This window comes from Acinetobacter sp. AB03 (genome assembly GCF_058107045.1).
The window spans coordinates 2,076,303-2,090,900 of sequence record NZ_JBUEBA010000002.1; the positions used below are offsets into that span (position 1 = coordinate 2,076,303).

Genomic DNA, 14,598 nt, shown 5'->3' on the forward strand with positions numbered 1-14,598 from the left:
TGATGTACAACAATATTACCCTTGACTTATATCAAAATATAAATTGATTGTGTTTTACACAATGCATTTAAATTTGAAAAAAGACACAACACAACGCCATTGGGTCATAAAAAAAATAAGGTTTCGCGATTCATGCCAGATATTTCTACAGAAAATCTTGATCGGCACTTGCAGACTGCGCAAATATCGCATTCCATTAGCCATCTTCGTTTCCTCATCAGTAGCTTACTGATTCTTAATTTTTATATTTTCTGTGCATATCACTATAATTTTTCTCAAGATTCTTTTTATTTTAACCTGTGGTTTTTTATTTCCGAGTTTATTCTCAGTATTTTTTGGCTCGTGAACACCGTGTATTTCAACCCGAAAAATCACTCTGCCAAACATGCACACCGCTGGATTCAAGGCATCTGTTTAAGTATTGGTCTTTTGGTTGCAGCAGGCGTCGTATGTATCTACTACTACTTACCCAGCCTATCTGGCAATTTTAACTATACAAATGCCCTACTCTTATCTGCACTTTTAGTGATTGTCACACAGACCGTTTGCCTCACCTATTTAACGCAACGCATCAGTTATTTTTGTTTGGTTTTTATTCCGTCTATCACCCCTTATGTCCTCTCGCAATTTATCAACTTCGATGCCAATCATACTCTTTTTCACCTTGCTGTGAACTTTATTCTGATTGTGATTTTGCTCTGTGCCAATGCCACCAACCGTATTAATCAGCACTTATCCCGTCTCTCAATTAAAAATCGAGAGTTGAAAAAAGAAGCTGAAAAACAAGTCGCTTGGACCGATGATTTATGCAAACAGCTACAAAACGAAATGAATAAATCCAAAGAAATTGAACAACAGTTACAACTGAATAATCAATTACTTGAGCAAAAAGTACGTGAACGAACCTTTGACGTAAATCAAATCAATAAAGACTTAAAAAATAAGCAAGAAAACCTATCGCTTGCCCATGAAATTTCAGGTATTCGTCCTTGGGATTGGAATATTAAAGATCGGCTCATTTCCCTGACCAATCACAAACAAGAAAAAGTACTTAAAAATTCCACAGAGCATCAACTTCAGCTTCAGTATCTGATTCATCCAAATGATATTGCCCCGTTTAAATCTGCAATGAAAAGTCATTTGCGGGGTCATTCAGATCGTTATGAAGCCACTTATCGTGTGCAACATAACAATGGGAAATGGTACTGGGTACATGACACTGGGCGTGTCATTGCTCGCGATCCAATCAATCAAAAACCGTTACAAATGGTGGGTATTCGACGAGATATTCAACATGAAAAAAGCAACCAAGAACGTCTGCGACTAGCAGCAAGCGTACTTGAACAAGCTGAACAAGGGATTTTCATCTTAGATGAAGACCTGCGTTATATCGACGTAAATCCGTTCTTTGAACGTTTGGCTGGCTTTGAAGCTGCACAAATTAATGGCAAGCATCTGTTTGATATTGTTGCAAACTATAAGTCGCATCAACGCAGCACACATAACCAAATCATTGGACAGCTCCTAAAAAAAGGCGAATACGACGGTGAACTGAATGAAAAGTTCCTATCAGGCAAAGAGCTGTGTATTTGGATGCATCTGAATGCCATTACCGATGAGCGAGATCGTGTCACGCATTATATTGGTATCGTATCCGATTTAACCGAGCGCAAACTGCAAGAACAGCGTCTGTCTTATTTAGAAAACTACGATACGCTGACCGACTTACCCAATCGTTTTTACTATAACTATCAGCTTCATCAGTATTTGGTTTCTCAACAAGACAGCATTAAACAACTGGCAATTATTCGGCTCAACATTGACCGTTTCCGCCCATTGAATGAATTCTTAAGCAATAATGGCGGCGATGAACTTCTGCGCCAAGTTGCTCAGCGCCTTCGTTTAACCAATGCTGAAGCCTTGATGGTGGCTCACTTAAATGGTGACGATTTTGCAATTGTATATGAGGTCTCTCATATTCGCCCCTCAGTTCAGGAACATATCGATCGAATTAACAAAGCCTTTAGCCTACCTTTTGATATTTTTGGTCAAGAACATATTATTACGCTTTCAATGGGGATTTCGCAGTACCCTGAACATGGTCGTCAACTGGACTACTTAAACAACTGTGCAGAACAAGCACTGAGTGAAGCAAAACGTTTAGGTGGAAATGCGACCAAGTTCTACAGCCTGAGCAATACCGTTGCATTAGAAGAAGTAATTTATTTAGAGCGTGATTTAAGGCTAGCGATACAAAACAATGAGTTGGTGGTTTATTACCAACCCAAAATCAACTTTCACGATCAGAAAATTTATGGTTTTGAGGCGTTGGTACGCTGGAATCACCCAACCAAAGGCATCGTGCCGCCGGGTCTCTTCATTCCGATGGCAGAAAAAACCAGCTTGATTTCAGATATTGGCCGCATTGTAATTTTACAAACCGCTAAGCAAATCAAAGAATGGAATAAATTGGGTTTTGATAATATCTGTGTTTCGGTCAATGTGGTTGCCCAACAATTACAACGTGGACAGCTTTTAAAGGACTTAGATGAAGCCCTTGATCGATATAAAATCAGTGGTAGTAGCCTCGAATTAGAAATTACAGAATCCACTTTGGTTGAAAATTCGGAAGCAGTGAAAAACCTCCTCGAAACCATCAAATTGCGTGGCATTCATATTTCTTTAGATGACTTTGGTACAGGTTATTCATCACTGTCTTACCTAACTGACTTCCCTATCGATACTTTAAAAATTGATCGAAGCTTCATTTCAAAAATTGGACACTGCAAACAAGAAGCCATTGTGAGCGCCATGATTGCCATGGGGAAAGCCATGGGTATGACCGTGGTGGCGGAAGGAATTGAGACCGAACAACAACTGAGTTACCTACAAAACTTAGAATGTGATATCGCGCAAGGTTATTTATTTTCCAAACCTCTTCCGCAGCTCGATGCTACCCAATATTTAAGAGATCATCTCGACACACCCTCGTATACATACTCAATATAAATCAGACTGTTTTAGCTCTAAGTTTGCTTAAAAAGCACCAGCTATCACTGGGATATACCAGCAACTAATGGTATATTCGGTCTTGTCTACTAAAAACTACCAGCTCCGCTGGCTAACCCACGCTACAAAGAGATTCAGATGGACGATCAATCATTAAAACAGCAAGCTTTGTATTATCACGAATTCCCAACCCCAGGGAAAATCAGCGTTACACCTAGCAAGCAGCTGGTCAACCAACACGATTTAGCCTTGGCGTATTCACCTGGTGTCGCAGCACCATGTCTTGAAATTGAAAAAGATCCTTCAAAAGCAGCGCTTTATACTGCACGTGGGAACCTTGTTGCTGTAATCACAAATGGTACTGCCGTTTTGGGTCTAGGTAATATTGGTCCACTTGCGTCTAAACCTGTCATGGAAGGTAAAGGCGTTTTATTTAAAAAATTCGCAGGTGTTGATGTATTTGACATCGAAATTGCAGAAAATGATCCTGACAAAATTGTCGATATTATTGCTGCATTAGAACCGACTTTTGGTGGTATCAACCTTGAAGACATCAAGGCACCAGAATGCTTCTATATTGAACAAAAACTTCGTGAACGTATGAATATCCCTGTGTTCCACGATGATCAGCATGGTACATCCATTATCGTTGGATCTGCTTTACTGAATGCTTTGCAATTGAATGGCAAAAAAATTGACGAAATTAAAATCGTCGCTTCAGGCGCAGGTGCTGCGGCTCTGTCTTGCCTAGATTTACTTTGTGCCATTGGTGCAAAAAAAGAAAATATTATTGTTGCAGACTCACGAGGTCTACTTACAACAAAACGTGAAGGTCTAGACGACTCTAAAAAACGTTATGTACAAGATGTTGAAGGCACTCAACTGGCTGACGTGATTGCAGGCGCAGATATGTTCCTCGGCTTATCTGCTGCGGGTATCTTAACCAAAGAAATGGTTAAAGTAATGGCGAAAGATCCGATTATCTTCGCACTTGCCAACCCAGATCCTGAAATTCTGCCTGAACATGCACACGAAGTTCGTGATGACGTGATCATGGCAACAGGTCGTTCAGATTATCCAAACCAAGTGAACAACGCACTTTGTTTCCCTTACATTTTCCGTGGTGCTCTTGATGTAGGCGCAACCACCATCAATGAAGAGATGAAAATTGCGTGCGTATATGCGATTGCGCGTATGGCACACATTGAAGCAGATGCGGCATCTTATGGTGAAAAATCTGCATCTTTTGGTCGCGATTACTTAATTCCACGCCCACTTGATCAGCGTCTGATTTTAGAAATTGCACCTGCTGTTGCACAAGCGGCCATGGATTCAGGTGTTGCAAGTCGTCCAATTCAAGACTTCTCTGCATACCGTCAACGTCTTTCTGAGTTTGTTTATAACTCAGCACTGATGATGAAACCTATTTTTGCTCAAGCAAAATCTGATCCGAAACGTATTGCTTATGCTGAAGGTGAAGACCTACGTGTACTTCGTGCAGTACAAATTGCGGTCGATGAAGATCTTGCAAAACCAATCTTAGTTGGTCGTACTGCGGTTATTGAAGCGAACATTAAAAAGTTAGGCTTACGTCTTGAACATGGTGTGAACATCACTATTGTCGATCAAGAAAAAAACCCTGACTACGAATTGTTTGCAGATGACTACTACACACTTATGCAGCGTAAAGGTGTAACACCTGAATATGCACAACGTGAAGCACGTCGTCGTTCAACCTTGATCGCATCAATGTTGGTGAAACATGGTAAAGCAGACGGTATGCTATGTGGTACGTATTCAAGCTACGACATTCACTTAGACTTCGTTAAAAACATCATTGGTAAAAAAGAAGGTCACAACTCTTTCTTTACATTGAATGCTTTAATGCTTGAAGACCGTAACCTGTTCATTGCTGACACTTATGTCAACACCAACCCAACAGCTGAACAGTTGGCTGAAATGACAATTTTAGCTGCTGAAGAAGTACGTCGTTTTGGTATGACACCACGTGTTGCTCTACTTTCTCACTCAAGCTTCGGTTCAGATCAAACTGATCCAAGTGCGCAAAAAATGCGTAAAGTGTTTGAGATTTTGACGCAAATCGCGCCAGAACTTGAAGTTGAAGGTGAAATGCATGCGGACGCGGCATTGGATGAAAACATCCGTAACTTTGCATACTCAAACTCGCGCTTCAAAGGTTCTGCGAACCTATTGATCATGCCAAACTTGGATGCAGCCAACATTTCATTTAACCTGTTGAAATCAACTTCAGGTAATAATGTTACCATTGGCCCTATCCTACTTGGCGCAGCGAAACCAGTTCATATTCTTACACCGACAGCAACAACACGTCGTTTAGTGAATATGACTGCGCTGACTGTAGCGGAAATTCAAGAAGCGGAGAAAAACGGCGAATAATTGTTTGTCGTTATACTCGTATCTTGTGACTTGAGAAAACCTCTATTCTGTAGCATGATGGCTGCAAGAATAGAGGTTTTTTCATGCAAGTTTATTTAGTAGGCGGTGCGGTCCGAGATCAGCTTCTGGGTCACCCCTATCACGAAAAAGATTATGTAGTTGTCGGTGCAACGCCTGAACAACTGCTTGCCCAGGGTTTCCAACCTGTAGGTAAAGATTTTCCTGTTTTTTTACATCCTGAAACCAAAGATGAATATGCACTTGCCCGCACCGAACGTAAGTCGGGACAGGGTTATCATGGCTTTGAGTTTTATACCGACAGTACCGTTACCTTAGAACAAGATTTAATTCGACGCGACCTTACCATCAATGCCATCGCCATGGATGCGGAAGGTACACTGTATGACCCCTATGGCGGCCAACGCGATTTAGAGCTCCGTGTTTTAAGGCATGTTTCTGATGCTTTTGTAGAAGACCCACTACGCGTCCTCCGTGTTGCACGATTTGCTGCACGTTATAAAACCCTAGGATTTACGGTGGCCGAAGAAACGTTGGCACTGATGCAACAACTCGCAGACTCGGGTGAACTGGAGGCACTGACTCCTGAACGCGTTTGGAAAGAAACCTCTCGTGCTCTGATGGAAGATCATGCCGATGAATACTTCGAAGTGCTACGTCGCTGTGGTGCTTTAAAAGTGCTTTTTCCAGAAATCGAGGCCCTTTACGGTATTCCACAGCGCCCTGAATATCACCCTGAAATTGACTGTGGTATTCATACCATGATGTCCTTACAACAAGCGTGTCGTGCCAACTACGCACTGGATGTTCGTTTTGCTGTTTTAGTACATGACTTAGGCAAAGCTTTGACACCTGTGGACGAGCTACCGCGTCATATCATGCATGAAGAACGTGGGGTCAAGCCTGTGACAGAAGTGTGTGAGCGCCTAAAAGTTCCAACGCAGATGAAGCAGCTCGCAATTACGGTCTGTAAAGAACATTTGAAATGTCATCAAGCCCTGACCTTAAAACCAGGCACTTTGTGGCGCTTACTGCAACGCTTAGATGTACTACGTCGTCCAGAACGGGTTGAAGCCTTTGTACAAGCTTGTGAATGTGACTCACGTGGTCGTTTAGGGCTTGAAGATCGTGAATACCCACAGTCTGCATATATTTTAAAGGTGATGGATGTGGTGCGAAATATCAAAGCACAAGACCTGCCTGCGGATATCAAAGGCCCTGATATTGGTGAAATGCTGATTGAACGTCGAATACACGCGATTGGAGAGTTAAAGGCTCAATACAGTTAAACCTTGATCGACTCAAATAAAGCGCCACAATCGGCGCTTTATTTAATTTCACTTAAGAAATGGATGCAGGAAAGGTAATTACTTTTTCCAACTGCATCTGTTCAGTTGCAATCATTAACAAACGATCCACACCTAAAGCAATACCTGCACATGCGGTCATTTGAGGCAAAGCAGCCAATAAAAACTCATCGATCGGCATCGCATGTAAGCCTAACTTTTCACGTTCAGCATTATCGGCTTCAAAACGTGAACGTAACACCTCCGCGTCGATCAACTCATCATATGCGTTGGCGAGTTCCAAACCTTCAATATACAGCTCAAAACGTGCTGCAACTAATTCACCATCTTCATCCGTTTTAGTTTTGGCAAGCGAGGCCAGCTCTGGTGGAAAATCGGTTAGAAATACGGGCGTATCAAAACCTAGGCTTGGCTCTACAAAATGTGAAAAGAGCAAATCGATATAGCCAAGTCGGTCATCACCCAAGTCCAAATTTAAACCCACGCGATTACAGCAGTCTTTTAACTCCTTCAAACTGGCTTGCAGTGGGTTCAAATCCAAACGATCCATAAACGCATGCTTATAGCTCAAAATGGTAGGGCGAACCTCACCAAAACGCTGCTTTAATGTGACATTCAATAAGTCTGTCACTTCAAACATCAAATCCTTCAAACTGAAATTCGGTCTATACCATTCCAGCATGGTAAATTCACTATTGTGTTTACGACCATGTTCATCATCACGGAAAACTTTACAGATTTGATAAATCGGCCCACTACCACTGGCCAATAAGCGCTTCATGGCAAACTCAGGTGAGGTCTGCAAATAATGCGTTTGTTGTTTGCCTTGTAGATGGCGCTGTGCTTGAACCGAAGCCAAATGCACATCGGTCACACCAGCTTGAGATAAAATCGGGGTTTCAACCTCAAGCACTTCACGTTCAGCAAAAAACTGACGAATTTGGCTGTACATTTGCGCACGCGCTCGCATGGCTTTTAAGTCACAGGTTGGCTGATAATGGATCACGTCCTGACTCATGCCTTCGGCCCTCCTTGTGCAGCCCATTCACGACGTAATGGATAAGTCTTTCTTAAATGATCAAAGGCTTTTTGGTCAATCATCCCTTCTTTTAAGCAAGCACGTAAGGCTTGGTCATCTCGTGCAATCGGGTAGATTTCCCTTAAATGCTGTTGAAGTACAGATTTCAAATCTTGGCCTTCAAAATATTGAGCACATACAGGCAACTGCGACTCGAAACTTTTATGTGCTTCAAACTGAAAGGTTTTACAGAAAGCCTCATAGATCATTTGTGTACCACGCGCTTTGCCTTCTAAGCTATAACCTGCGATATGTGGCGTCACCAGACTCACAGCATTCAACACTTGTTCAGAAATCACAGGCTCATGCTCAAAGACATCTAGTACCACTTTACGCTGTGTTTTTTCGATGTCGGCCAATAAAGCCTGCTCTTCAATTACAGGCCCACGCGCAGAATTAATCAATATTGCTGTCGTTTTCATCGCAGCGAAAGCTTCGGCGTTGAACAAATGGTAGGTTGGATGTGATCCTGTTTTGGTTAAGGGCACATGCAATGAAATCGCATCAGCAGTACTTAATAAGGCATTTAAATCGACCTGCTGAATCGCATCTTGCTGTACAAAAGGATCATGACCGATCACATTCCAGCCCAATAGTTTGACCATATAAGCTAAGCGAGAACCGACATTTCCTAGACCAATAATGCCCAAAGTAAAACTTTCTTTAGCGTTCAGCAATACTGGATTGAGATGGAGTAAAGCCGTAATTACATATTCAGCCACCGCCTGCGCATTACAACCTGCGGCATTCGCCCATTGAATATTCTGTTTCTCAATGGCTTCAATATCTAAATGGTCTGTACCAATGGTTGCACTACCCACATATTGAAGTGTGGTGTTATTGATTAATGCTGGATTGACTTGAGTTACGGAACGCACCAACAGTGCTTTGGCATCTACAACATCGGCATGTGTTAAAGTACGCCCTGCTTTGTGCTCAATTTCACCAAATTCGGCAAAAAAATAATCGGTAAATGCGAGATTTTCATCTGCCACGATTTTCATAATGTCTTCCAACGCTTTGTTGACTCTATGATAACCGTTGCACAAGCTCAACACTATGTTGCTCTGCAATACATCTGAATAAACAGTCACGATGTTTCATCTTCATGGTAAAAAACCGAATACTTTAAAGAATTGTTTAATATAGATTTACTTCGTTCAAAATACTGAAAAATATAAAGTCAACTCCGTAAACGCTATGATAGTACAAACAACTAGACAAATAATTTAATACTGTTATAAAAAAACCTTCTCCCAACATTTCAGAGAGAAGGCAAAACCTCAAGCAAGTAATAAGCGAGATAATTATTTAGATTTATAAGAGAGTTTCATCCCCACGATATAGCCTGTATTGTCCTCAAACTCGCCAACAATACGACGATCCGAAGTTTCACCTTCCGCATCACCAAACCACATATAGCGACCACCTACGCTGAACGCCAACTTTTGGTTGATATTATATTTCGCTGCCAAGCCAGCGCCCCAATAGCCATTTACTGGGCCTAAAGTTGGAGCAGGGTCGCCTGCACCAGAGTCCCATAAACCTGATACAGAAATCGCGAGCTTTGGTGTCAAACGTTTACCAACACCCAGTTCAACTGAGGTTTGATCTTCTGAATAGTCAACTAAAGGCAAACCTTTGCCCAATGCAGCTGTAGTAGATGCTTTTAATACTGGAGGATAGTAGGCAAAGTCCCCCCACGGCACATAACGGACTTTTGCATAAACTGCTGTGGTCGCATTCAGACCTGTTTGCAGGTTTAAGTTGATAGACTCAGGAGTCGTGATCGTGCCCGAGTTACTGTGTGAATAATCTCCTGCAAATACAATATCTGCCAAAGGAACATCTTCTTTAATCGTTGCTTTATGCTCAACTTCCGAGCGATAGGTTAATGAGGCCAAAATCCCCATTTCAGGTTTAGCATAGCTTAGACCTGCAACCCAACCGACAGCTATATCATCAAAATGGTTGTTATAACCACTATTTGGTCCATAAGTTAAACCACGTAAATGAACATCGGCTTGAAGCTGTTGAAGTGCTGGGCCAGCATAAATCATGACATTTTTATTTAGGTTATAGCCTAAAAGTGCTGTGATGTTTTTCGATTTAACATCTACACGCGTATTGGCATCTGCTGCTGGATGGTTTGTTGCAATGAAATTATTATCACCCTCAAACTTTACTTTGGCACCAAAAGGTTCATCATAAATCACCGCAAGGCGTAACTTCGGATTGATGTCCGTTTTTACTGCATAATTAAGTGATTGAAAGTCTTCAGCCATATCAGAGATATTATTACCACTGGCATCTTTACCAGTCACGTCTGGTGAAATATGCGTGTAGCCCACTTCTGCATAGGTGCCAGATTCAAACAAAGCATCAATTTGTTGTGGAGAACGCTCAAGACCCGTAGCATAGGTTTGGCCTGCACATACGGACAGTATCGCCCCAATGAGATACTTCTGATTCAATTTCATTTCTATTTCTTTAGTTGCGTTTTAAAACAGCAAATGCCGACCATTCCTATGAAAAGCACTCACCATATTTGATTAAATCTTGGATGACTTAATCCTTTTTGTTGGCCTCAAATATGTATTAAGGCGTATAAAACTCGACGACTTTTATGGCGTATTTGTGAGGGATAAATAACGTATGCTTGGATATACACATTTCAGTGTTAATTGGATTTGAAAATTGATAACAGCGGTTCTGTTCTTCTGATTCATCATAGCTATACATCCTTTTAAGCTTTGTTCTCTTGTAATCCACTACAAGACTTTTCTATCTCTGTTATTTTCGAACGTTTTATCTCGTTACTATCATTCGATTTCGCATCGATCTTTTTTAAATATGCTTTAGATTTTAAAGAAACCCACAATCGTCCTTAATAGTGGGTTTCTTTAAAACATGACTTACGATTTTCACTCTGAGACGGAGCATTCAATCTGCTTCAGAAGATTAGCAGTCTTAAAGCGCAGAGCAACCATGCGAAAGAATGGTTCTAGAATGGTTTAGCAAAATAAATTATCAAATAGAAAGGTTTTAGGTGCGGCCACAGTCCGTAGCAGCACCTTATACAGAATGCATTCAAATCTATTGTTTAAATCTCGACCATATCGAAGTCAGCTTTAGATATCCCACAGTCAGGACAGCTCCAGTTCTCGGGGACATCTCGCCATGGCGTACCCGCGGCAATTCCCTCTTGTGGCCATCCGAGTTGCTCATCATAAATCCATCCACAAACCAAACATTGATAGCATTTCATGTTAAGTCCTCATGTATAGAGGATGACTGAGCGAACAATCCCGCAAACTTCTGCTGAATTTTCTGTTTGGCTTTAGGGTAAATATTCATTTTGCTGAAATCACCGGCATAATGCTCCACCACCCGTTGATCCATCAATTTAAACCACCACTTCGGAATCAGTGCCGGTAAAATCATGGCTCCATAACCTGCTGGAAGCTGCGGTACGTCGTCATAGTTTCTTAGGGTTTGAAAACTCCGCGTTGGGTAAGCGTGATGGTCAGAGTGACGCTGCAACTGATACAAGAATAGATTAGTCACCAAGTTGTTATTGTTCCAACTATGTTCTGGCTGGGTGCGTGCATATTGGCCATTTTCAAGCTGCTCCCGCTTTAGGCCATAGTGCTCAATATAATTTACGACTTCAAATAACGTAATACCGTACAAAGCTTGAGTGGCTTGGGTGACCGCAATATTTTTCCCAAAACATTTCAGCATCGCCGCATGATAAAGCCCTGACATCGCCCAACCTTGCAACAACTCATTCTTGAGTGACCAAAAACCAAGACCTTGGCGCTCTAAACGTCGAGTTTCAATTTCAACTGCCGACTTAAAACTGCCCACAACCGTTCTCGGCCAAAACTGCCAAAAAGACTCGCCCATTTGCGAAGAAGCTGGGTCCTCAGGTGTCGCCACACGGTGATGGTGCCCATAAGGATGCTCAATTCGAAAATGATTATAAGCCGTCGGTGCCAATGCCAAATGCGACAACATTTGTTCTAATTTATTCGGTTTATGACTCAGCTCATGTGCAGTATTAATCGCGACACCATTCAATACACCCAATAACGTACCAATAAGCACACGATCATGCGTTGGAGTGCTATCACGACTGGCGAGGTATAAAGCATATAAGTTGGCAGTGTATTGTAGTGGAATAAACAACTTCAAAATACGGGCATAGTAGGGATCGGCCTCTAAGGCTGCAATTGCGGCATCAGGTGGGTTTTCGCTGTCCTCACCAATCAATTTGTCCAAAGCTGGCATGACCACGTGCATAAAAATCGGGCCTGTCGAGGCAAACACCGAACGTAATTTTTTGGGGCCAAACTGATAGCCTGCCAAAGCACCCATAGCAATACACGGGTACGCCAAACCAAATAACCATAAATGCCGTTTTTTATCCTTAAACTGATGTTCACTGTGCTGCTGCTCAAGCAAGGTCAGTGCATTCATGCGGAACTCCTTTTTATTTTAGATAGAACGCTTGCTCATTATTGGTAAAATCAGTTGTGATCATTATTCATTTTCGGACACTATATATTCAAAACAAGACATCACTTTAAAAATATGAATCCTCACATTCCATCTATTCCAGCCCGATATTATTTGCGTTTGCTGCCTTTATTGCTGGAACGCGAGATGGATTTGACTGAACTTTTTCAACTGTTAGGAACGGATTTGAGCAGCTATGTACAACAGGAGGATGCCAAGCTTTCTCTGGCACAAATTGAAACCTTAGTCAGCTATTTACTTAAATTTCCAGAAAACCGTGATTTGGCCTTTGAGCTCGGTCGCTCCTTAAAATTGAGCGCCCATCATTTAGTGGGTTATGCCTTACTCAGCTGTGAAAATGTTATGCAAGCCTTAGGCGTGATGTCGCAATATTTCAGCTTAATCATGCCGAACTTTCGACTAAAAGTGACTGAGTTAACAAACGTCGTGGTTTTGGACATTCACCCGCTGCAAGCCATGAGCACGCTCACATTGAATTTTCATTTAGAAGCCATTGCAGTGGGTTTTTGCAGCAGTTTTGCTGAATTGCTCAATCACCAAGTTAAACCCTATGACATTCATTTATCCGTGTTTCAACCGACTTATGTACAAGCTTTACAGCAACTCAAGCCCGCTCAATTTCACTTTGGTACACTCATTCGTCCTAGCATTAAAATCTTTATTCAAGCGGATAATTTAGACACTAAACTCCCCAAAGCAGATGCATTTTCATTGAACATTTTGGAACAACAGTGCCGCGAACAACTGAAACAAATCAGTTTAGATGGAGAGATTATTGACTGGATCAGCATGATGCTCCGCGAAGCATCTCCTCCGCCAAGTTTTGAAGACTGTGCACAAATGTTGAATATCTCAAGTAAAACCCTGCAGCGCTACTTAAAAAAGCAGGATGCCAATTTTAATACCATTCGTAAGCAGGTCATTTTAAGCCGTGCTGAGCATCTGCTGATGCACACCAACAAAAGCATCACCGAAATTAGTTTTGAGCTGGGCTACTCCACGACAGCGAATTTTTGTAGGACATTTAAAGCTGAATTAGGCACCACACCACAGATGTATCGGCTGAATTCCACACCGAAGATAAGCTGACCTTTGTAGTTTCAATAAAAGACACTTTAATAAGAGTTCATACCAAATAAAACAATGATTATCCTGCCAAAATAAATGTCGTAGTCCCTGCTGGTTTTTATTTCAATATCAATAGTAATTTGATATATAACTGTATAATAAAACAGATTTTAAATTTATTTTTTTGGGGCAAGGATGCGCGAAACTGATCACGAAATTATTCAACTTTTTAAACAACACGTTCACCCGCTTTCAAGCAAACTCACCGAAATGTTAAATGAGCATTTCTCCCACCAAACAGAACGTCGCGGTTGCGGCTATACGCAGGCGACACGTGTTTTAGCGGACTATATTAACAGCCCCAGACTCAGCCAAGATTTTGCCGACTTAAAACTGTTTGACCAATACGAAACCAAGACCTTAAAAGTATTGCTTGAGCAATCGCAGTACATGATTTCTGATTGGCATAATTTAGATTTGAATGAGCAAATTCAACCACTGCTCGCAACCGAAAAAAGCTCTGAATTTGCTCAGCAAGTGCAACGTCAACGGCAGTTACAACTACAATTACGCAGTATCAGCACACAAGCGCAACTGGAAGAAACTCAGATTCTGTGCCAACTCATTGCCGATATTATTCTCCCGCAAAGCACAGCGAAAACAGGTTTGGTTGAGCTCGAAGCCTTGGCTGAAAAACCGAAAGTCGGTTCTTGCCCCATGGCTGAAAACTTCTTTCTTAAAATTGCCCATGGCCGCGTCTTAAGACAGGGCGAACTCAATATTTTTGTGGATGAACAACAGCAGCCCTTATTGTTAGAAAAACTCAATATGGGAGATGATCATTCCTGTATTAGCCTCAAACCGATCCTGATGAATGGGGTATGTTTGCCTGCGGGTTCATTGTTCTCAGTCAACTACGATCGCACAGCCATTCAAAACAAAACTCAAAACCAGCAATATAAAGGCTATGTGATCCCCTATTCTGAGATCAACGGCTTTTGGTTTTTAAGACTCACGACCTTAGCCATTTCTCCTGAAAATCGTGCACGTGCTTTTACAACGCATTATCAGCAGCAAGTTGAAAATGGTTTATTTAGTCCGGGAACCACACGCCTACAACAATTGGTTGATGTCGCGACCGTGCAAATACGGAACTAA

Annotated in this window: 10 protein-coding genes; 5 read left to right on the forward strand and 5 right to left on the reverse strand. The window is 41.7% G+C overall.

Annotated features, from left to right (window positions below; genetic code table 11):
• The first annotated feature begins 132 nt into the window (after nucleotides 1-132).
• The 3 genes from ACY3FQ_RS10585 to ACY3FQ_RS10595 all read left to right on the forward strand — a co-directional run bounded on the left by ACY3FQ_RS10585 (nucleotide 133) and on the right by ACY3FQ_RS10595 (nucleotide 6,734).
• A complete protein-coding gene (locus tag ACY3FQ_RS10585; protein ID WP_078388893.1) occupies nucleotides 133-3,009 on the forward strand; it encodes a bifunctional diguanylate cyclase/phosphodiesterase in 2,877 nt (958 codons plus the stop codon).
• Nucleotides 3,010-3,147: 138 nt separating this feature from the next.
• Nucleotides 3,148-5,427, forward strand: coding sequence for an NADP-dependent malic enzyme (locus ACY3FQ_RS10590; protein WP_078388892.1), 2,280 nt, complete (start codon nucleotides 3,148-3,150; stop codon nucleotides 5,425-5,427).
• 83 nt (nucleotides 5,428-5,510) lie between these two features.
• A complete protein-coding gene (locus ACY3FQ_RS10595) occupies nucleotides 5,511-6,734 on the forward strand; it encodes a multifunctional CCA addition/repair protein (RefSeq protein ID WP_151835901.1) in 1,224 nt (407 codons plus the stop codon).
• A 52-nt stretch (nucleotides 6,735-6,786) separates the two neighbouring features.
• On the opposite strand, the gene epmA is transcribed toward ACY3FQ_RS10595, so the two are convergent.
• The 5 genes from epmA to ACY3FQ_RS10620 form a co-directional block, all read right to left on the reverse strand.
• Entirely contained in the window at nucleotides 6,787-7,770 is a 984-nt protein-coding gene (gene epmA / locus ACY3FQ_RS10600) for an EF-P lysine aminoacylase EpmA (RefSeq protein ID WP_201950828.1), read from the reverse strand.
• Nucleotides 7,767-8,834 (reverse strand): 4-phosphoerythronate dehydrogenase, encoded by a 1,068-nt coding sequence (locus ACY3FQ_RS10605; protein ID WP_201950824.1) that lies wholly within the window; start codon nucleotides 8,832-8,834, stop codon nucleotides 7,767-7,769. Before ACY3FQ_RS10605 ends, epmA begins: the two co-directional genes overlap by 4 nt.
• A gap of 303 nt (nucleotides 8,835-9,137) precedes the next feature.
• Nucleotides 9,138-10,310 carry an OmpP1/FadL family transporter gene (locus ACY3FQ_RS10610; RefSeq protein ID WP_201950822.1) on the reverse strand — a complete coding sequence of 391 codons (1,173 nt, stop codon included), beginning with the start codon at nucleotides 10,308-10,310 and terminating at the stop codon, nucleotides 9,138-9,140.
• Between the two features lie 623 nt (nucleotides 10,311-10,933).
• The gene (locus ACY3FQ_RS10615) at nucleotides 10,934-11,098 is read right to left on the reverse strand and encodes a rubredoxin (RefSeq protein WP_004693963.1); all 165 of its coding nucleotides are present in this window, start codon (nucleotides 11,096-11,098) and stop codon (nucleotides 10,934-10,936) included.
• Nucleotides 11,095-12,312 (reverse strand): alkane 1-monooxygenase, encoded by a 1,218-nt coding sequence (locus tag ACY3FQ_RS10620; protein WP_201950820.1) that lies wholly within the window; start codon nucleotides 12,310-12,312, stop codon nucleotides 11,095-11,097. Before ACY3FQ_RS10620 ends, ACY3FQ_RS10615 begins: the two co-directional genes overlap by 4 nt.
• A 114-nt stretch (nucleotides 12,313-12,426) precedes the next feature.
• On the opposite strand from ACY3FQ_RS10620, the gene ACY3FQ_RS10625 reads away from it, so the two are divergent.
• Entirely contained in the window at nucleotides 12,427-13,461 is a 1,035-nt protein-coding gene (locus ACY3FQ_RS10625; protein ID WP_201950819.1) for a helix-turn-helix domain-containing protein, read from the forward strand.
• A 174-nt stretch (nucleotides 13,462-13,635) separates the two neighbouring features.
• The gene (locus tag ACY3FQ_RS10630) at nucleotides 13,636-14,598 is read left to right on the forward strand and encodes a hypothetical protein (protein ID WP_201950818.1); all 963 of its coding nucleotides are present in this window, start codon (nucleotides 13,636-13,638) and stop codon (nucleotides 14,596-14,598) included.

What these genes read in the sequence shown, in the direction of transcription:
- ACY3FQ_RS10585 (WP_078388893.1), top strand. Translation starts at nt 133, where the DNA reads ATGCCAGATATTTCTACAGAAAATCTTGATCGGCACTTGCAGACTGCG.
- ACY3FQ_RS10590 (WP_078388892.1), top strand. Translation starts at nt 3,148, where the DNA reads ATGGACGATCAATCATTAAAACAGCAAGCTTTGTATTATCACGAATTC.
- ACY3FQ_RS10595 (WP_151835901.1), top strand. Translation starts at nt 5,511, where the DNA reads ATGCAAGTTTATTTAGTAGGCGGTGCGGTCCGAGATCAGCTTCTGGGT.
- epmA (WP_201950828.1), bottom strand. Translation starts at nt 7,770, where the DNA reads ATGAGTCAGGACGTGATCCATTATCAGCCAACCTGTGACTTAAAAGCC.
- ACY3FQ_RS10605 (WP_201950824.1), bottom strand. Translation starts at nt 8,834, where the DNA reads ATGAAAATCGTGGCAGATGAAAATCTCGCATTTACCGATTATTTTTTT.
- ACY3FQ_RS10610 (WP_201950822.1), bottom strand. Translation starts at nt 10,310, where the DNA reads ATGAAATTGAATCAGAAGTATCTCATTGGGGCGATACTGTCCGTATGT.
- ACY3FQ_RS10615 (WP_004693963.1), bottom strand. Translation starts at nt 11,098, where the DNA reads ATGAAATGCTATCAATGTTTGGTTTGTGGATGGATTTATGATGAGCAA.
- ACY3FQ_RS10620 (WP_201950820.1), bottom strand. Translation starts at nt 12,312, where the DNA reads ATGAATGCACTGACCTTGCTTGAGCAGCAGCACAGTGAACATCAGTTT.
- ACY3FQ_RS10625 (WP_201950819.1), top strand. Translation starts at nt 12,427, where the DNA reads ATGAATCCTCACATTCCATCTATTCCAGCCCGATATTATTTGCGTTTG.
- ACY3FQ_RS10630 (WP_201950818.1), top strand. Translation starts at nt 13,636, where the DNA reads ATGCGCGAAACTGATCACGAAATTATTCAACTTTTTAAACAACACGTT.